At 61.5% G+C, this 19,002-nt stretch carries 12 protein-coding genes and 1 pseudogene; 12 read left to right on the forward strand and 1 reads right to left on the reverse strand.

The genetic code is table 11. The annotated features are described in order from the left end of the window. Positions 1 to 780: a thermonuclease family protein gene (locus LOY69_RS02165; RefSeq protein WP_123391504.1), complete on the forward strand. Its 780-nt coding sequence runs from the start codon at positions 1 to 3 to the stop codon at positions 778 to 780. Positions 781 to 967: 187 nt separating this feature from the next. After that, positions 968 to 2,236 (forward strand): malic enzyme-like NAD(P)-binding protein, encoded by a 1,269-nt coding sequence (locus tag LOY69_RS02170; protein ID WP_102862798.1) that lies wholly within the window; start codon positions 968 to 970, stop codon positions 2,234 to 2,236. Positions 2,237 to 2,405: 169 nt separating this feature from the next. On the opposite strand, the gene LOY69_RS02175 is transcribed toward LOY69_RS02170, so the two are convergent. Next, positions 2,406 to 4,838 (reverse strand): penicillin-binding protein 1A, encoded by a 2,433-nt coding sequence (locus tag LOY69_RS02175; RefSeq protein WP_180988481.1) that lies wholly within the window; start codon positions 4,836 to 4,838, stop codon positions 2,406 to 2,408. 217 nt (positions 4,839 to 5,055) lie between these two features. On the opposite strand from LOY69_RS02175, the gene LOY69_RS02180 reads away from it, so the two are divergent. The 10 genes and pseudogenes from LOY69_RS02180 (at position 5,056) to LOY69_RS02225 (ending at position 18,952) form a co-directional block, all read left to right on the forward strand. Then, positions 5,056 to 6,105, forward strand: coding sequence for a pilus assembly protein PilM (locus LOY69_RS02180; protein ID WP_265074077.1), 1,050 nt, complete (start codon positions 5,056 to 5,058; stop codon positions 6,103 to 6,105). Beyond that, positions 6,105 to 6,671 carry a PilN domain-containing protein gene (locus LOY69_RS02185; RefSeq protein ID WP_110595393.1) on the forward strand — a complete coding sequence of 189 codons (567 nt, stop codon included), beginning with the start codon at positions 6,105 to 6,107 and terminating at the stop codon, positions 6,669 to 6,671. The genes LOY69_RS02180 and LOY69_RS02185 overlap by 1 nt, the downstream gene beginning before the upstream one ends. Further along, positions 6,668 to 7,291, forward strand: a complete 624-nt coding sequence (locus tag LOY69_RS02190) for a type 4a pilus biogenesis protein PilO (RefSeq protein WP_265074078.1) — start codon at positions 6,668 to 6,670, stop codon at positions 7,289 to 7,291. Before LOY69_RS02185 ends, LOY69_RS02190 begins: the two co-directional genes overlap by 4 nt. Beyond that, positions 7,288 to 7,815, forward strand: a complete 528-nt coding sequence (locus LOY69_RS02195; protein ID WP_102882083.1) for a pilus assembly protein PilP — start codon at positions 7,288 to 7,290, stop codon at positions 7,813 to 7,815. Before LOY69_RS02190 ends, LOY69_RS02195 begins: the two co-directional genes overlap by 4 nt. 191 nt (positions 7,816 to 8,006) lie before the next feature. Continuing rightward, positions 8,007 to 9,266, forward strand: a pseudogene (locus tag LOY69_RS02200) (type IV pilus secretin PilQ); the annotation flags it as partial. Positions 9,267 to 9,270: 4 nt separating this feature from the next. Then, positions 9,271 to 9,789: a shikimate kinase AroK gene (gene aroK, locus LOY69_RS02205; RefSeq protein WP_011058824.1), complete on the forward strand. Its 519-nt coding sequence runs from the start codon at positions 9,271 to 9,273 to the stop codon at positions 9,787 to 9,789. 146 nt (positions 9,790 to 9,935) lie between these two features. Continuing rightward, positions 9,936 to 11,036, forward strand: a complete 1,101-nt coding sequence (aroB, locus tag LOY69_RS02210; RefSeq protein ID WP_265074079.1) for a 3-dehydroquinate synthase — start codon at positions 9,936 to 9,938, stop codon at positions 11,034 to 11,036. 10 nt (positions 11,037 to 11,046) lie between these two features. Further along, complete coding sequence (locus tag LOY69_RS02215; protein ID WP_265074080.1) at positions 11,047 to 12,612, forward strand: SPOR domain-containing protein; 1,566 nt, start codon at positions 11,047 to 11,049, stop codon at positions 12,610 to 12,612. A gap of 348 nt (positions 12,613 to 12,960) precedes the next feature. Further along, the gene (gltB, locus tag LOY69_RS02220) at positions 12,961 to 17,409 is read left to right on the forward strand and encodes a glutamate synthase large subunit (RefSeq protein ID WP_265074081.1); all 4,449 of its coding nucleotides are present in this window, start codon (positions 12,961 to 12,963) and stop codon (positions 17,407 to 17,409) included. 124 nt (positions 17,410 to 17,533) lie between these two features. Further along, positions 17,534 to 18,952: an FAD-dependent oxidoreductase gene (locus LOY69_RS02225; protein ID WP_102882079.1), complete on the forward strand. Its 1,419-nt coding sequence runs from the start codon at positions 17,534 to 17,536 to the stop codon at positions 18,950 to 18,952. Positions 18,953 to 19,002: the final 50 nt, after the last annotated feature.

Genomic DNA, 19,002 nt, shown 5'->3' on the forward strand with positions numbered 1-19,002 from the left:
ATGAAAAAGGCGTCCCTAGTGGGCGCCTTTTTTGTGTCTGCGATTTGGCTGACCACCGCCGAGGCGTTTTGCCCGGTACCGAAGGGACTGATTCCTGCAACCGTGCAGCGGGTGGTGGATGGCGACACGCTGCGCCTCAAGGATGGCCGCAGCGTACGCATGATCGGCCTCAATGCGCCGGAGCTGGCCGCTAAAGGGCGGTCGGCCGAGCCTTTCGCGGTGGCGGCGCGGCAACGCTTGCAGCAATTGGTGACGCAGAGTGGTGGTCGAGTCGGTTTGTTGCCCGGGCGTGAGCGGCGTGATCGCTATGGCCGGACGCTGGCTCATGTCTATGGTGCCAATGGCATCAACTTTGAGGCGCGCTTGATCGCTGAAGGGCTGGCCTACCAGATTGCACTGGCGCCGAACGTCGCCCTGGTGGCTTGTCAGCAAGCCGCTGAAAACCATGCGCGCCGAGCCGGGCTGGGGCTCTGGCGGCGTTCACCTGTACTGAAAGCGGAGCAGATCCGCGGTTCGGGTTTTGTCGTGCTTGAAGGGCGTGTGAGCAAGGTGCAGCGCAATCGCGGGGGTGTTTGGATCACATTGCGGGGCGCGGTTGTATTGCGCATTGCACCCAATGTCCTGGAGCGTTTTGATCGTCGCTGGCTCAAGGGGCTTTCGGGGCAGCGAATCGAGGCTCGCGGCTGGGTGGTGGAGCGCTCGCGTCGAGAGGGTTCCACATCGGGTGGGGCGCGCTGGATGTTGTCAGTGACCGACACTTCTATGGTCAGACGTCTCTGATAAAGAAAAATTGTAGACATTTTTTAATTGGATTGTGAACAGTTGAAAGCCTTGTGCACCGTGGCTCTTGGCCCAAAGTCGTACGCTACAGGCCTTGACAGGGGTGACTGGGCAGTCTTGTAGGGACTATGCGACACGCGTATCCTCGGCGGTCCGTCTGTCCAACAGTAAAAAGCGGAATGCCCACATGTCTGATTTGAAAACTGCCGCTCTCGAATATCATGCCAATCCTCGTCCAGGAAAGCTGAGTGTCGAGCTCACCAAGGCCACTGCTACCGCTCGTGATCTGGCGCTGGCCTACAGCCCCGGCGTAGCCGAACCGGTACGCGAAATCGCTCGCGATCCGGAACTGGCCTACAAGTACACCGGCAAAGGCAACCTGGTTGCCGTCATTTCCGATGGCACCGCGATTCTCGGCCTGGGTAACCTCGGCCCACTGGCCTCCAAGCCTGTGATGGAAGGCAAGGGCGTACTGTTCAAGCGTTTCGCCGGCATCGATGTATTCGACATCGAAGTCGACTCCGAAAGCCCGCAAGCCTTCATCGACACCGTCAAGCGCATCTCCATCACCTTCGGTGGCATCAACCTGGAAGACATCAAGGCCCCAGAGTGCTTTGAGATCGAGCGCGCTCTGATCGAGCAGTGCGACATTCCGGTCTTCCACGATGACCAGCACGGCACCGCGATCGTGACCGCAGCCGGCATGATCAACGCCCTGGAAATCGCTGGCAAAACCCTGTCCGACGCCAAGATCGTCTGCCTGGGTGCCGGTGCTGCCGCCATCTCCTGCATGAAACTGCTGGTGAGCATGGGTGCGCAGATCGAGAACATCTTCATGGTTGACCGTACCGGTGTGATCCACTCCGGCCGTGACGACCTGAATCAGTACAAGGCCGTGTTTGCCCACGCTACCGACAAGCGCACCCTGGCCGATGCCCTGCAAGGCGCCGACGTGTTCGTGGGTCTGTCCGGTCCGAACCTGCTGAGCGCTGAAGGCCTGAAGTCCATGGCGCCGAACCCGATCGTGTTCGCCTGCTCGAACCCTGATCCGGAAATCGCTCCAGAGCTGGCTCACGCCACCCGTGATGACGTGATCATGGCCACTGGCCGTTCGGACTACCCGAACCAGGTGAACAACGTTCTGGGCTTCCCGTTCATCTTCCGTGGTGCCCTGGACGTTCGCGCCAAGCGCATCAACGAAGAAATGAAGATCGCTGCAGCCAACGCCCTGCGTGAACTGGCCAAGCTGCCAGTGCCTCAGGAAGTGTGCGACGCCTACGGCGGCATCAAGTTGGAATTCGGTCGTGAGTACATCATTCCGAAGCCAATGGATGCCCGCCTGATCACCGTGATCTCCGATGCCGTGGCCAAGGCTGCCATCGAGACCGGCGTTGCCACCCTGCCGTATCCGAAGAACTACCCGCTCAAAAGCGTGGATGATGTGTTCAACGGCTAAGCTGTTGTAGCGTCATGCAAAAAGCCCCGGCTCTCGCGAGCCGGGGCTTTTTTGTGGGCGCTTTGCGCCCTGTCATGGCCTTGCCTTAGGAGCGGGCTCGCCCGCGAAGAGGCCGATAAACCAGGTAAGACACCCATCGACCTGCGCTGGCCAGTCGGCCCCAGCAGACCTAGAACAGATCGATCGGTGCCGCCTCGTCCGCCGGCAACGGGCTGCCCGGAGCGACCCCATTGCCCAGCTCGTTGACTGAGGGCGGAGTGTCTTCGCTCTTGAACAGCTCGAAATAGGCATTCGGTGTGCCTGGGGTGGCCGCGCGGCCGCTGACCGGGTCCACCCGCAGGCTGAGGATGCCTTCCGGCTCCGCCTGGGTGTGCGCCGGCTTGTCCTTGAGGGCGGCGCCCATGAAGTTAATCCAGATCGGCAGAGCCACAGTGCCGCCGTACTCACGGCGTCCCAGGCTTTCCGGCTGGTCAAAGCCGGTCCACACGGTGGTCACGTAGTCAGCGTTGTAGCCGGAGAACCAAGCGTCCTTGGATTCGTTGGTAGTACCGGTCTTGCCGGCCAGGTCCGTACGGCCCAGGGACAGGGCCCGGCGTCCGGTGCCCAGCTTGATCACGTCCTGGAGCATGCTGTTGAGGATGTAGGTGGTGCGCCCGTCGATGATCCGCTCGGCGACCGCGGGGGTCTGCACGGGGGCCTGGATCGGATTTTCGCCCGCCACGGTATTGACCGTGAAGCTGTGTTCCGGCGCCGCAATGCCGCTGCTGGTGGTATCCCCGGTGGGGACGCTGGGCGGGTTGGCGCTGAACAGCATCTCGCCGTTGCGGCTTTCGATCTTGTCGATGATGTATGGGGTGATCTTGTAGCCGCCGTTGGCAAAGGTGCTCCAGCCAGTGGCGATCTCCATGGGCGTCAGGGTCGCGGTGCCCAGTGCCAGGGACAGGTTGCGCGGCAGGTCCTGCTTGTTGAAGCCGAACTTGCTGATGTAGTCGATGGTGTGGTCCACACCCATGCTCTGTAGCAGGCGGATCGATACCAGGTTGCGCGACTTGTACAACGCTTCACGCATGCGGATCGGGCCGAGGAAGGTGTTGGTGTCGTTCTTCGGACGCCAGACCTTGTCCAGGTACTCATCGACAAACACGATCGGGGCGTCATTGACCAGGCTGGCCGCGGTGTAGCCATTGTCCAGGGCTGCGCTATAGACGAACGGCTTGAAGCTCGAGCCGGGTTGGCGCTTGGCCTGCATCGCACGGTTGTAGTTGCTCTGCTCGAAGGCAAAGCCCCCCACCAGCGCACGGATCGCGCCGTTTTTCGGGTCCAGGGTCACCAAGGCGCCTTGGGCGACCGGAATCTGGCTGAACTTCAGCGAATTGTCCGCCTGACGCTGTACGCGAATCAGGTCGCCGACCTGAGCCACGTCCGCCGGCTGGCGAGGGACGGCGCCCATGCTGTTGGTGTTGAGGAACGGCCGGGCCCATTTCATGGTGTCCCAGGCCACGTGCTCCTCGCCGTTGCGAGTCAGCACTTGTACGCCGTTCTTCTCGATCTGGGTGACGATTGCCGGTTCCAGGCCGCTGATGGTCCTCTGCTTGGTCAGTTCGGTGGCCCAGGCCGCCTGAGTCTTGCCTGGCAGGCGGGACTCAGGCCCACGATAGCCGTGGCGCTGGTCGTAGGTCATCAAGCCTTCATGGACCGCGGTGTTGGCCATTTCCTGCAGATCGCTGGGCACCGTGGTGGTGACTCGGAAACCTTCGGTATAAGCGTCGCTGCCATAGCGGCCAACCATTTCGGCACGGGCCATCTCGGCGATGTACGGCGCGCTCACTTCCGGTGTCGGCACGTGATAGCTGGCGTTCAGCGGCTCGTTGATGGCTTCGGTGTAGGCCGCTTCGGTGATCTTGCCGAGCTTGTACATGCGCCCCAGGATCCAGTCACGACGCTCCTTGCTGCGCGCCGGGTTGGCCAGGGGGTTGAAGCGCGATGGGGCCTTGGGCAGGCCGGCGATCATCGCCATCTGCGCCAGGCTCACGTCGCGAATGGACTTGCCGTAATACACCTGGGCCGCAGCCTCGATGCCATAGGCGCGGTTGCCCAGATAGATCTTGTTGACGTACAGCTCGAGGATCTCGTCCTTGGTCAACTGCCGCTCGATCTGCAGGGCCAGGAGGATTTCGGTGGTCTTGCGCGAGAAGCTGCGCTCGCTGCTGAGGAAGAAGTTTTTTGCCACCTGCATGGTGATGGTGCTGCCGCCGGACTGGATGTGTCCGCTCTTGACCAATTGGGTCGCAGCGCGCATCAGGCTGCTGGGGTCAACTCCGTAATGGTTAGCGAAGTTGTCGTCTTCAGCACTTAGTAACGCATTGATGAAGTTGGGGGGAATTTCGGCGAAACGTATAGGGGTACGGCGCATTTCGCCAAATTCTGCGATCAACTTGCCGTCGCTGCTGTACACCCGCAGAGGAATCTGCAACTGGATACTTCTCAAGGCCTCAACCGAGGGAAGGCCGGGACTAAGATAGAGAAACGCACCGGAGAGGGCGAGAAGCAGCCCGCAGAACACAGCGACGATGGACCACCCGAAAAACTTCAGCAGACGAATCAAGGCTTTTGGATTTCCAGAGAAAGGAATGAATTAGGCGTCAGGGCATTCAAGGTATTCAGGGACCGACCTACGCAGCAGGAAAGCGGAAAAAAACGCTGCGCATTATAAGCATTTTCCGCCGAGAGCGTCATTTGCCCGTCTGTCAAGACGTGGCGAACGAGTGCAATTGAGCTCAGGAAGTTCGTAAGTTACGGATACTCATAGGGAAATGATCGTGCTTGGACTCTTCAGCAAAAAGTCGGGTTCCCTGCTGGGGATCGACATCAGTGCGACATCGGTCACGCTTCTGGCTCTGAGTCACCAGCGGCGCAGCTATCGAGTCGAGGCCTATGCCAGGGAAGACCTGGCTTCGGACCCGTTCGGGGCCGATCCCGAGGCGCTGGCCAGGGTGTTGTCCCGGGCCTGGCTCAAGAGCGGCAGCCGTCGCCGGGATGTGGCTGTGGCGGTGTCGGGCGAGGCAGTGATCAGCAAGCTGATCGAGATGCCGGCCGGGCTCGGCGACGATGAGCTGGAACATCAGCTCCAGCTGGAGGCGGCCCAGTACATTCCGTATCCCCTGGAGGACGTGGCCATTGATTTCGAGGTCCAGGGCGCCGTGCCCGGTGATCCCCAGCGGGTTCAGGTGCTGCTGGTGGCCTGTCGCAACGAGGATGTCGAAGCCCTGGAAGCGCCAATGACCTTGGCAGGCCTGACGCCAAGGGTGGTGGATACCATGCCCCTTGCCCTGCAGCGTTGTCTGGCAATGCTGACAGAGTCGTTGCCGTCTGCATCGCCCTTGGCCGTGGCGCTACTGGACATAGGTGCAGATATGACCACGTTCTGCGTGATGCACGGCCAGCGAATCATCTATAGCCGGGAGCAGTTGTTTGGCAGTCGACAGCTGACCCAGGCGTTGGAGCGCCGCTACGCGCTGACCCTGGATCAGGCGTTGCTGGCCGAGCGCCAGGGCTGTTTGCCCCAAGGTTGTGCCGAGGACACGCTGCGGCCGTTCGAGCAAGCGTTGTTGCAGCAGGCGCATCGTTCCTTGCAACTGTTTGCCGAGTCGCCGCAACAACAGCCTGTTGAGCGGTTGCTGCTGGCCGGTGACGGCAGCCGCTTGACCGGTCTTGATGGTCGGCTAGCAGAACAAGTGGGAATCGTCACAGTCATCGCCGATCCGTTTGTCAGCATGTCCATTGCTCCCCATGTGGATGCCCGAGCGCTTGCTGAACAGGCGCCGTACCTGCTGCGTGCCTGCGGTCTGGCCCTGCGAGGGTTTGATTGATGGCCGGCATCAACCTTCTTCCCTGGCGCGAGGCCGCACGAGCGTTGCGTCGCCGACGTTTCCTCCAGGCATTGGCGGCAATGCTGGTGCTGGGCGTAGGGCTTGTGCTCCTGGCCGATGCCTGCATCGACCGGCTGATCGGTCGGCAACAGGCTCGCAACCAATATCTGAGGCAGGCGACGGCTGGCCTGGATAACCAAATTGCCACCATTCACCAACTCAAGGTCCAGCGTCAGCAACTGGTGGAGCGCATGGGGATCATTGAGGACCTGCAAGGCAGTCGCTCGGCCAGTGTGCGGATTTTCCAGCAATTGGCCCGCAGCCTGCCCGCTGGCTTGTACTTTACCGAGGTGGGTCTGCTGGGGCAGAGCCTGAGCATTAGTGGGGCCGCGGAGTCCAATCAGCGGGTGTCCGAGTTGATGCGCAATCTGCAGTCCGCCGAGGGGTTTGCCGCACCCAGTCTGACCGAGGTAAAGCATGTTGTGGCGGCGGATCAGGGGTTGGGCAATCTGTTTCGGCTCAACGTTGGGTGGATGCCCTTGCTGCCGCAGGAGGCCCCGCGATGAGCCTGGGACATTGGTTGGCGCAGTTGCGTAGTACCGATCTACGGGAGCTGGAACTGAGCAACCTCGGTTGCTGGCCCGGGCCGATCAAGGCGCTGCTGGCGGTCTTGCTTCTGCTACTGCCCCAGGTGGCGGGCTATAGCTTTTACCTGAGTCCGCATCTGGAGACGCTGGGGCAACTGCGCCGGGAGGAGCATCGATTCAAGCTGCAGTTCGCTGACAAAGCTGGAAAGGTCGCCAATCTTGAGCGCTACCGTGAGCAGCTTGGGGCCCTGCAGGACAGCTTCTCTCTGGTGGTGCGCCAGTTGCCCAGCGAGACCGAGGTCCCAGGACTGCTGGAAGACATCAGTCGCATGGGGCAGGACAGCAGCCTGGCGTTCGAGGAGATCAAGCTGCAACCGGAGGTGGTCCGGGAGTTTTATGTCGAGCTGCCAATTCAGATCGCGGTCACTGGTGCCTATCACGACCTGGCGACTTTCGTCAGTGGCGTCGCCGGTCTGCCGAGAGTCGTCACCTTGCATGATTTTCAGATCAAGCCCGTGGACAGGGGCAATTCCACACAACTGCGCATGAGCATCGAGGCGCGGACCTACAGGTATGACAGTCGGGAGCCTCACTCATGATCGGTTCGCGTTGCTGGGTATTCGGTTGTTTCTGTGTGGCACTGCTGGGATGTGAAGGTGGCGCTGACTTTGCCGACCTGGATGCCTACATGAGTGAGGTGCACCTGCAATCACCGGGGGCGATTGATCCGCCTCCGGTCATGCGCTCCTACCCCTCGGTCACCTATGGCGCCAGCGCGCTGCGCAGCCCATTTCAGCCACCCCAAAGAGTCGAGCAGATCACTGCTCGACAGGGCGCTAGTGCTGTCCGGCCCAATTCGCGGCGGGTCCGGCAACATCTTGAGGGCTTCGATATCGAGCAGTTGCAAATGGTCGGGACTCTGTCCCGTGCCTCCGGCCGCTTTGCGCTGTTGCGCAGCGCAGGCGGTGTCTTTCCCTTGCAGGTCGGTGATTACCTGGGGCGAAACGAGGGTCGGATCGTGGCCATCAGCGAGTCCCGCGTGGACGTGGTGGAAATTGTCGCCGATGGAGCGGGAGCCTGGCAGGAGCGGCCGCGAACACTGTCTCTGAAAAAACACTCTTAAGTGGAATCTGCAAAATGAACAGGACTGTTTCAGCCTTCGGTGTGGTGCTATGGATAGTGCTGCTGGCATCGCTGGTTGGCGCCACCGCGCTCAGGGCCTTCGCCTCTGAAGAGCACAATCGATTTGCCAGCAGCCCCCCGCTTGAGCCGGAAAACATTGGCGTTTCAGGTGAGGGCGCAACGCGTCTGCCCGGTGAAAAGCTTTCGCTGAATTTCCAGGACATCGAGGTGCGCGCGGTGCTGCAACTGATCGCCGATTTCACCGGGCTCAATCTGGTGGCCAGTGACACCGTGCAAGGCAATATCACCTTGCGCTTGCAGAGCGTGCCTTGGGACCAGGCTCTGGATCTGGTACTCAAGACCAAGGGGCTGGATAAGCGCAAGGTCGGGAACGTTTTGCTGGTGGCTCCGGCGGATGAGATCGCGGCCCGCGAGCGCCAGGAGCTGGAGTTGCAGAAGCAGTTGGAAAACCTGGCGCCCTTGCGCCGGGATCTGCTGCAGGTCAATTACGCCAGGGCTGCGGATATCGCCAGGCTGTTCCAGTCCGTGACCGGTACCGAGGAGAAGGCTGGCGAACGTGGCTCCATCACCGTGGATGAGCGCACCAACAACATCATTGCCTACCAGACCCAGGAGCGCCTCGATGAGCTGCGGCGCATGGTCATTCAGCTGGACGTCCCGGTGCGTCAGGTGATGATCGAGGCGCGAATCGTCGAGGCCAACATCGACTACGACAAGAGCCTGGGCGTGCGCTGGGGCGGCTCGGTGCAAAACAGGGGCAACTGGAATGCTTCCGGGGTGCAGGGCGGCGCCAAAGGCTCTTCGACCATCGGCACCCCGGGCAGCAGTGGCAGCAACTCGCCTTTCGTCGATCTGGGTGTCACGGCCAACACCTCGGGCCTCGGCATTGCCTACATCACTGACAGCGTGCTGCTGGACCTGGAGCTGACCGCCATGGAGAAGACCGGCAACGGTGAAATCGTGTCCCAGCCCAAGGTGGTCACCTCCGACAAGGAAACCGCGAGGATTCTCAAGGGCACCGAAATTCCCTACCAGGAAGCCAGTTCCAGTGGCGCCACTTCGGTGTCGTTCAAGGAAGCCTCGCTGTCTCTTGAGGTGACGCCGCAGATCACCCCGGACAATCGCATCATCATGGACGTCAAGGTCACCAAGGATGAGCCGGACTACCTGAACAAGGTTCAGGATGTGCCGCCGATCAAGAAGAACGAGGTCAATGCCAAGGTCCTGGTCACAGATGGCGAGACCATCGTCATCGGTGGGGTTTTCTCCAATACCCAAAGCAAGGTTGTAGATAAAGTGCCATTTCTTGGCGATGTGCCGTATCTTGGCCGCCTTTTCCGGCGTGACGTGGTGTCGGAGAAAAAATCCGAGCTGCTGGTATTTCTCACTCCGCGTATCATGAACAACCAGGCGATTGCTGTGAGTCGTTGATTCTGTGCGAAATTTGATTCTTGTTGGGCCGATGGGGGCTGGAAAAAGCACCATAGGCCGCTTACTGGCCAAAGAGCTGCGCCTGCCATTCAAAGATTCCGATAAGGAAATTGAACTGCGTACAGGCGCGAATATTCCGTGGATCTTCGATAAAGAAGGCGAGCCGGGCTTTCGCGATCGTGAGCAGGCAATGATCGCCGAGCTCTGTGGCACCGACGGCGTGGTCCTGGCTACCGGCGGTGGTGCGGTGATGCGCGAAGCCAATCGTCGGGCGCTGCATGCCGGTGGACGCGTGGTCTATCTGCACGCTTCGGTGGAACAGCAGGTAGGGCGCACCGCCCGGGACCGCAATCGTCCCTTGCTGCGCACCGCCGATCCGGCCAAGACCCTGCGCGACCTGTTGGAAATCCGTGATCCGCTTTATCGGGAAATCGCCGACCTGGTGGTGGAAACCGATGAGCGGCCGCCACGAATGGTGGTGCTGGACATACTCGAGCGCCTGCAGCAGCTGCCACCCCGTTAATGCGTCGAGCGAAATGCGCTATTCTCGGCGTCGCGCCATGACCGCCAAGGTGTGGCGCAGAGCTATCGGGCAGCGTCAGAAGACCAGACGAGGCCCATCGTCAATACAAGGCACAACGCCTGCTTCCATCTTCACTGTGGGGACACATGCAGACACTTAAGGTCGATCTAGGCGAGCGCAGCTACCCGATTCACATTGGTGAAGGACTGTTGGACCGGCCCGAGCTGCTGGTGCCCCATATCGCCGGGCGGCAAGTGGCGATCATTTCCAATGCGACCGTTGCGCCGCTGTACCTTGAGCGTTTGACCCGCAGTCTGGCGCAGTTTTCGGTGATTTCGGTGGTCCTGCCCGATGGCGAGGCCTACAAGAACTGGGAAACCCTGCAACTGATCTTCGACGGCCTGCTCACTGCGCGCCACGACCGTCGAACCACCATCATTGCCCTCGGCGGCGGAGTGATCGGCGACATGGCCGGCTTCGCCGCCGCCTGCTATCAGCGCGGCGTGGACTTTATCCAGATTCCTACCACCCTGTTGTCCCAGGTGGATTCCTCGGTGGGGGGCAAGACGGGCATCAACCACCCCCTGGGCAAGAACATGGTTGGCGCTTTCTATCAGCCGAACGTGGTGCTGATCGATACCACCAGCCTCAATACCCTGCCGAACCGTGAACTGTCGGCGGGCCTGGCGGAAGTGATCAAGTACGGCCTGATCTGCGACGAGCCGTTCCTGACCTGGCTGGAAGAGAATGTCGATCGCCTGCGGTCCCTGGACCAGCAGGCGCTGACCTATGCCATCGAACGCTCCTGCGCGGCCAAGGCTGCGGTGGTCGGTGCCGACGAGCGTGAATCGGGGGTGCGTGCCACCCTCAACCTGGGCCATACCTTCGGCCATGCGATCGAGACTCATATGGGCTACGGTGTCTGGCTGCATGGTGAGGCGGTGGCTGCTGGCACCGTAATGGCCTTGGAAATGTCCGCGCGCCTGGGCTGGATCACCAGCCAGGAGCGTGACCGCGGTATTCGCCTGTTCCAGCGCGCGGGCTTGCCGGTCATCCCGCCTGAAGAGATGACCGAAGCGGACTTCCTCGAACATATGGCAATTGACAAGAAAGTGATCGACGGTCGTTTGCGTCTGGTGCTGTTGCGCCGCATGGGCGAAGCCGTAGTGACCGACGATTATCCGAAAGAGGTTTTACAGGCCACGCTGGGAGCGGATTACCGCGCCCTGGCTCAGCTTAAAGGTTAATAAGATCCCGATGACTAGTTTGCACGCCGACGAGGCTTTCCTCGGCCATTACCAGTTGAGCCATGATCCTTTCGCTCCCCGGGTCCCTGGCTTCAAATTCTTTCCTGCCCAACGCAAGCCTGTGCTGGGGCAGTTGCATCACCTGGCACGTTACAGTCAGCTGCTGCTGGTAGTTACCGGCCCTCAGGGCAGTGGCAAGACGCTGTTGCGTCAGGCTCTGGTCGCCAGTACCAACAAGCAATCGGTGCAAAGCGTGGTGGTTTCCGCCCGTGGCGCCAGCGATGCTGCCGGAGTGTTGCACCAGGTAGCCCAGGCCTTGAACGTGGCCCAGGCCGAGATCGGCGCAATCCTCGCCCAAGTGGTGCAACTGGCCCTGACCGGTCAGGAAGTCTACCTGCTGGTGGATGATGCCGAGCAGCTTGACGAGTCTGCACTTGAGGCCCTGCTGGCCCTGGCGGCGGGCGCTCCGGAAGGTCGCCCTCATGTATTCCTGTTCGGCGAGTCGTCGCTGATCGCGTCCCTGGATCAGTTGAGCGCCGAGGAAGAGCGCTTCCACGTCATCGAATTGCAGCCATACACCGAAGAGGAAACCCGTGAATATCTGGCTCAGCGCCTCGAAGGCGCGGGTCAGGGCATCGAACTTTTCTCCGCAGATCAGATCAGTGATATTCACGAAAGCTCCGATGGCTGGCCGGGCAACATCAACCAGGTCGCCAGGGATGCAATGATCGAAGCCATGATCGCCAGCCGCTCCGCGGTCAAGCGTCCAAGTATGGGGTTCAACATGCCGAAGAAACACGTATTGGCCATTTCCGCTGTAGTGGTTGTGGCCCTGGCTGCAGCCTGGTTGATGCCGGGTCGCAGTAAGGCGCCAACCACCGGGGCTCCGGCCAGCGAGCAAGCGCAACTGCCCCTCGGGCAGACACCGACACCGAATGCCAATGGCAGTCCATCGGTGGAATTTGCCGGCTCGTCTCAGCCGATGCCGCTGCCGTTGGTCGGCCAGTCGCAACCGGTCATGCGCGGTCCTCTGGCTGAAGCCGCAGGCGGTATCACCGAGGGCGACGATGGGGTTCCTGTGGAAGGCTCCAGCGCCGTTCCGCCAACCGTGACCACCACCGCGCCACCTGCTGGTGCAGTGGCCAGTCCTGCACCGACTCCGGCCCCGACCCAGGTCGCCACCGCCAAGCCGACCCCTGCGCCCAAGCCGGTAGAGAAACCGGTTGCTGCCAAGCCGGCTCCGGCCGCCAAGCCAGCGGAAAAGCCGGTCACTGTAGCCAAGGCTGCCGGTGGCAGTTGGTACGCCGGACAAGCGCCAGGCAACTACGTGGTGCAGATTCTCGGCACCAGCTCGGAAGCCGCAGCGCAGAATTTTGTTAAGGAACAGGGCGGCGAATACCGCTACTTCAAGAAAGTCCTCAACGGCAAGCCGCTGTATGTGATCACCTACGGCAACTTCGCAAGCCGCGATGCAGCGGTCAGCGCCATCAAATCCTTGCCAGCGAAGGTTCAGGCTGGTAAACCTTGGCCTCGCACTGTCGCTAGCGTTCAACAAGAACTGGCAACAACTCGCTGAAGATTCGGCGGCCTTACCCAGGCCGCCTCTCCCGGCAACCTCAAATTTCCGCATCGGCATGCTGCCTTACAGGCCGCGTGCCTTGTGGTGTCTGCGTCACAGTAGTTTTTGAGTCGCGGCAGTCAAAAACAAAACTTTTTGACTAGCACAGCATATCGCTTTAAAACGTTCATAAATGCGACATGAATTTGCGACAGATCGTCGTCAAATTTGTGGGGCTTTGTGTCGGTGTGTACAATGACCTCCCTTTTGCCCCCGCAAAGCTGGCGTACGTTCGGCGTGGACGGTAAGTGGTTGAATTGAAAAGAAATTTGTCTCGATAAGAGGCAGCCTGGTGAGAAAGTGTCTATGAAAGCAGGTCTGTACCAACCAGATGAGTTTAAGGATAACTGTGGTTTCGGCCTGATAGCCCATATGCAGGGCGAACCCAGTCATACCCTGTTGAAAACGGCCATTGAGGCCCTGACCTGCATGACCCACCGCGGTGGGATCAACGCGGACGGCAAGACCGGCGACGGTTGCGGTCTGCTGATGCAAAAGCCCGACCTGTTCCTGCGCGCCGTCGCCACGGAGCATTTCGGCGTCGAACTGCCCAAGCAATATGCAGTGGGCATGGTGTTCTTCAACCAGGACCCGGTGAAAGCCGAAGCCGCTCGCGAAAACATGAACCGCGAGGTCCTGGCCGCCGGCCTGCAGCTGGTGGGCTGGCGCAAAGTACCGATCGATACCAGTGTGCTCGGGCGTCTGGCCCTGGAGCGCCTGCCACAGATCGAACAAGTGTTCATCGGCGGCCAGGGTCTGAGCGACCAGGACTTCGCCATCAAGCTGTTCAGTTCCCGTCGTCGCTCCTCGGTGGCCAACGCCGCCGACACCGATCACTACATCTGCAGCTTTTCCCACAAGACCATCATCTATAAGGGCCTGATGATGCCGGCGGACCTCGCCGCCTTCTATCCGGACCTGGGCGATCCGCGCCTGCAAACCGCGATCTGCGTGTTCCACCAGCGTTTCTCCACCAACACCCTGCCGAAATGGCCGCTGGCCCAGCCATTCCGCTTCCTCGCCCACAACGGCGAGATCAACACCATCACCGGCAACCGCAACTGGGCCGTGGCCCGGCGCACCAAGTTCGCCAACGACCTGATCCCGGACCTGGAAGAGCTCGGCCCGCTGGTCAACCGCGTGGGTTCCGACTCCTCGAGCATGGACAACATGCTGGAGTTGATGGTCACCGGCGGCATCGACCTGTTCCGCGGCGTGCGCATGATCATTCCGCCAGCGTGGCAGAACGTCGAGACCATGGACGCCGACCTGCGCGCGTTCTACGAATACAACTCCATGCACATGGAGCCGTGGGACGGCCCGGCCGGCGTGGTCATGACCGACGGTCGCTACGCCGTCTGCCTGCTGGACCGCAATGGCCTGCGCCCGGCGCGTTGGGTCACCACCAAGAACGGCTTCATCACCCTGGCTTCGGAAATCGGCGTGTGGAACTACCAGCCCGAGGACGTGATCGCCAAGGGCCGTGTGGGGCCAGGGCAGATCTTTGCCGTGGACACCGAAACCGGGCAGATCCTCGACACTGACGCCATCGACAACCGTTTGAAGTCCCGTCATCCGTACAAGCAATGGCTGCGCAAGAACGCTCTGCGCATCCAGGCCACCATGGAAGACAACGACCACGGTTCGGCCTTCTACGATGTCGACCAGCTCAAGCAGTACATGAAGATGTACCAGGTCACCTTCGAAGAGCGTGACCAGGTGCTGCGTCCGCTGGGCGAACAGGGCTACGAGGCGGTGGGCTCCATGGGCGATGACACGCCGATGGCGGTGCTGTCCCAGCGCGTGCGTACCCCTTACGACTACTTCCGCCAGCAGTTCGCCCAGGTCACCAACCCGCCGATCGACCCGCTGCGCGAAGCCATCGTCATGTCCCTGGAGATCTGCCTCGGTGCCGAGCGCAACATCTTCCAGGAGTCGCCTGAGCATGCTTCGCGGGTGATCCTCAGCTCGCCAGTGATCTCCCCGGCCAAGTGGCGTTCGCTGATGAACCTCGATCGCCCGGGCTTCGAGCGCCAGGTCATCGACCTCAACTACGACGAGAGCGTCGGTCTGGAAGCGGCCATCCGTAATGTCGCCGACCAGGCGGAAGAAGCCGCGCGCGCCGGCCGCACCCAGATCGTCCTCAGCGACCGACATATCGCGCCGGGCAAGTTGCCGATCCACGCCTCCCTGGCCACGGGCGCGGTGCACCATCGCCTGACCGAAAAAGGCCTGCGTTGCGACTCCAACATCCTGGTGGAAACCGCCACTGCCCGCGATCCGCATCACTTTGCGGTGCTGATCGGTTTTGGTGCTTCGGCGGTCTATCCGTTCCTGGCCTATGAAGTGCTGGGTGACCTGATCCGTACCGGTGAAGTGCTGGGCGACCTCTACGAGGTGTTCAAGAACTACCGCAAGGGCATCACCAAGGGCCTGTTGAAGATCCTGTCGAAGATGGGCATCTCCACCATCGCCTCCTACCGTGGCGCGCAGCTGTTCGAAGCCATCGGCCTGTCCGAGGAAGTTTGCAACCTGAGCTTCCGTGGCGTGCCGAGCCGGATCAAGGGCGCACGTTTCGTCGACATCGAAGCCGAGCAGAAAGCCCTGGCGACCGAAGCCTGGAGCCCGCGCAAGCCGATCCAGCAAGGCGGCCTGCTGAAGTTCGTCCACGGTGGCGAATACCACGCCTACAACCCGGACGTGGTCAACACCCTGCAAGCCGCCGTGCAGCAGGGCGACTACGCCAAGTTCAAGGAATACACCGCGCTGGTGGATAACCGCCCGGTGTCGATGATCCGTGACCTGTTCCAGGTGAAGACCCTGGACACGCCGATGGACATCAGCGAAGTCGAGCCCCTGGAATCGATCCTCAAGCGCTTCGACTCCGCCGGCATCTCCCTGGGCGCCCTGTCGCCCGAGGCCCACGAAGCCCTGGCCGAAGCCATGAACCGCCTCGGTGCGCGTTCCAACTCCGGTGAAGGCGGCGAAGACCCGGCGCGCTACGGCACCATCAAGAGCTCCAAGATCAAGCAAGTGGCCACTGGCCGTTTCGGTGTGACCCCGGAATACCTGGTCAACGCCGAAGTGCTGCAGATCAAGGTGGCTCAAGGCGCCAAGCCCGGCGAAGGCGGCCAGCTGCCCGGCGGCAAGGTCAACGGCCTGATCGCCAAGCTGCGCTATGCGGTCCCCGGCGTGACCCTGATCTCGCCACCGCCGCACCACGACATCTACTCCATCGAAGACTTGTCGCAGCTGATCTTCGACCTCAAGCAGGTCAACCCTCAGGCCCTGGTTTCGGTGAAGCTGGTGGCTGAAGCCGGCGTTGGCACCATCGCTGCCGGTGTGGCCAAGGCCTATGCCGACCTGATCACCATCTCCGGCTACGACGGCGGCACTGGCGCTTCGCCGCTGACCTCGATCAAGTACGCCGGTGCGCCGTGGGAACTGGGCCTGGCGGAAACCCACCAGACCCTGCGCGGCAACGACCTGCGCGGTAAGGTCCGGGTGCAGACCGACGGCGGCCTGAAAACCGGCCTCGACGTGATCAAGGCGGCCATCCTCGGCGCCGAGAGCTTCGGCTTCGGCACCGCGCCGATGATCGCCCTGGGCTGCAAATACCTGCGCATCTGCCACCTGAACAACTGCGCCACTGGCGTGGCGACGCAGAACGAGAAGCTGCGCAAGGATCACTACATCGGCACCGTCGACATGGTGGTGAACTTCTTCACCTACGTCGCCGAGGAAACCCGCGAGTGGCTGGCCAAGCTTGGCGTGCGCTCCCTGGAAGAACTGATCGGTCGTACCGATCTGTTGGAAATCCTCGAAGGCCAGACCGCCAAGCAGCACCACCTGGACCTGACCCCGTTGCTGGGCAGCGACCATATCCCGGCGGACAAACCGCAGTTCTGCCAGGTGGACCGCAACCCACCGTTCGACAAGGGCCTGCTGGCCGAGAAAATGGTCGAGATGGCGCGTTCGGCGATCAACGACAAGAGCGGTGCCGACTTCGCCCTGGATATCTGCAACTGCGACCGTTCCATCGGTGCGCGGATCTCCGGTGAAATCGCCAAGCTGCACGGCAACCAGGGCATGGCCCAGGCACCGATCACGTTCCGCTTCAAGGGCACTGCGGGGCAGAGCTTCGGCGTGTGGAACGCCGGTGGCCTGAACCTCTACCTGGAAGGCGATGCCAACGACTACGTGGGCAAGGGCATGACCGGCGGCAAGCTGGTCATCGTTCCGCCCAAGGGCAGCGTCTACAAGACTCAGGACAGCGCGATTATCGGCAACACCTGCCTGTACGGCGCCACCGGCGGCAAGCTGTTCGCCGCCGGCACCGCGGGCGAGCGTTTCGCCGTGCGTAACTCCGGTGCCCACACGGTGGTGGAAGGCACTGGCGATCACTGCTGCGAGTACATGACCGGTGGTTTTGTCTGCGTCCTGGGCAAGACCGGTTACAACTTCGGCTCAGGCATGACCGGCGGATTCGCCTACGTGCTCGACCAGGACAACACTTTCGTTGACCGGGTCAACCACGAACTGGTGGAAATCCAGCGGATCAGCGGCGAAGCGATGGAAGCCTATCGCAGCCACCTGCAGCGTGTGCTGAACGAGTATGTCGAGGAAACCGACAGCGAATGGGGTCGTAACCTCGCTGAGAACCTCGACGACTACTTGCGTCGCTTCTGGCTGGTCAAGCCCAAGGCGGCGAGCTTGAAGTCCCTGCTCTCCAGTACTCGTGCGAATCCGCAGTAACGCAGCTGCAGACTACGAGCCTCAAGCGGCAAGCTTGAAGCTCGTGCGCGGTGTGCCGACTTAATGTGATTGTCTTGCAGCTTGAAGCTCGTCGCTTGAGGCTGTCGTAAAGAGGTTCCTGAACATGGCCGAACGTCTCAATAACGACTTCCAGTTCATCGAGGTCGGGCGTAAAGACCCGAAGAAGAAACTGTTGCGTCAACGCAAGAAAGAGTTCGTGGAGATCTACGAACCCTTCAAACCCCAGCAGTCGGCCGACCAGGCCCACCGCTGCCTGGGTTGCGGTAACCCGTACTGCGAATGGAAGTGCCCGGTGCACAACTTCATTCCCAACTGGCTCAAGCTGGTGGCTGAGGGCAACATTCTCGCTGCCGCCGAGCTGTCGCACCAGACCAACACCCTGCCGGAAGTCTGCGGCCGGGTCTGCCCCCAGGACCGGCTGTGCGAGGGTGCCTGCACCCTCAACGACGGCTTTGGCGCGGTGACCATCGGCTCGGTGGAGAAGTACATCACCGACACCGCCTTCGCCATGGGCTGGCGCCCGGACATGTCCAAGGTCAAGCCCACTGGCAAGCGCGTGGCGATCATCGGTGCGGGCCCGGCGGGCCTGGGCTGTGCCGACGTGCTGGTGCGTGGCGGCGTGACCCCGGTGGTGTTCGACAAGAACCCGGAGATCGGCGGTCTGCTGACCTTCGGCATCCCCGAGTTCAAGCTGGAAAAGACCGTGCTGAGCAATCGTCGCGAAGTCTTCAGCGGCATGGGCATCGAGTTCCGCCTCAACACCGAGGTGGGCAAGGACGTGACCATGGAGCAACTGCTCGCCGAATACGATGCCGTGTTCATGGGCATGGGCACCTACACCTACATGAAGGGCGGCTTTGCCGGTGAGGACCTGCCGGGCGTGTACGACGCCCTGGATTTCCTGATCGCCAACGTCAACCGCAACCTGGGCTTTGAAAAGTCGCCGGAAGACTTCGTCGACATGAAGGGCAAGAAGGTCGTGGTACTGGGCGGTGGCGACACCGCGATGGACTGCAACCGCACCTCGATCCGCCAGGGCGCCAAGTCGGTGACCTGCGCCTATCGTCGTGACGAAGCCAACATGCCCGGCTCGCGCAAAGAGGTGAAGAACGCCAAGGAAGAAGGCGTGAAGTTCCTCTACAACCGCCAGCCGATCGCCATCGTCGGTGAAGACAAGGTCGAAGGCGTGAAGGTGGTCGAGACCCGTCTCGGTGCGCCGGACGCCCGTGGCCGCCGCAGCCCCGAGCCGATCCCCGGCTCCGAAGAGATCATCCCGGCCGACGCCGTGGTCATCGCCTTCGGCTTCCGCCCAAGCCCGGCGCCGTGGTTCGAGCAGTTCGACATCCAGACCGACAGCCAGGGCCGCGTCGTGGCGCCGGAGCAGGGCGCGTTCAAGCACCAGACCAGCAACCCGAAGATCTTTGCCGGTGGCGACATGGTGCGCGGTTCTGATCTCGTGGTGACGGCGATCTTCGAAGGGCGTAACGCCGCCGAAGGCATCCTCGACTACCTGGGCGTCTGATCGCTCCTGTAGGAGCCGGCTTGCCGGCGAACAACGATAACGCGGTGCTG

Origin of the sequence: Pseudomonas sp. B21-059 (assembly GCF_026016285.1) — a bacterium.
Taxonomy (GTDB): Bacteria; Pseudomonadota; Gammaproteobacteria; order Pseudomonadales; family Pseudomonadaceae; genus Aquipseudomonas; species Aquipseudomonas danubii.

Bases quoted from the DNA above. Each gene is read 5' to 3' on its own strand.
- gltB (WP_265074081.1), top strand. From the start codon at position 12,961: ATGAAAGCAGGTCTGTACCAACCAGATGAGTTTAAGGATAACTGTGGT.
- LOY69_RS02215 (WP_265074080.1), top strand. From the start codon at position 11,047: ATGACTAGTTTGCACGCCGACGAGGCTTTCCTCGGCCATTACCAGTTG.
- LOY69_RS02190 (WP_265074078.1), top strand. From the start codon at position 6,668: ATGAGCCTGGGACATTGGTTGGCGCAGTTGCGTAGTACCGATCTACGG.
- aroB (WP_265074079.1), top strand. From the start codon at position 9,936: ATGCAGACACTTAAGGTCGATCTAGGCGAGCGCAGCTACCCGATTCAC.
- LOY69_RS02170 (WP_102862798.1), top strand. From the start codon at position 968: ATGTCTGATTTGAAAACTGCCGCTCTCGAATATCATGCCAATCCTCGT.
- LOY69_RS02225 (WP_102882079.1), top strand. From the start codon at position 17,534: ATGGCCGAACGTCTCAATAACGACTTCCAGTTCATCGAGGTCGGGCGT.
- LOY69_RS02165 (WP_123391504.1), top strand. From the start codon at position 1: ATGAAAAAGGCGTCCCTAGTGGGCGCCTTTTTTGTGTCTGCGATTTGG.
- LOY69_RS02195 (WP_102882083.1), top strand. From the start codon at position 7,288: ATGATCGGTTCGCGTTGCTGGGTATTCGGTTGTTTCTGTGTGGCACTG.
- LOY69_RS02185 (WP_110595393.1), top strand. From the start codon at position 6,105: ATGGCCGGCATCAACCTTCTTCCCTGGCGCGAGGCCGCACGAGCGTTG.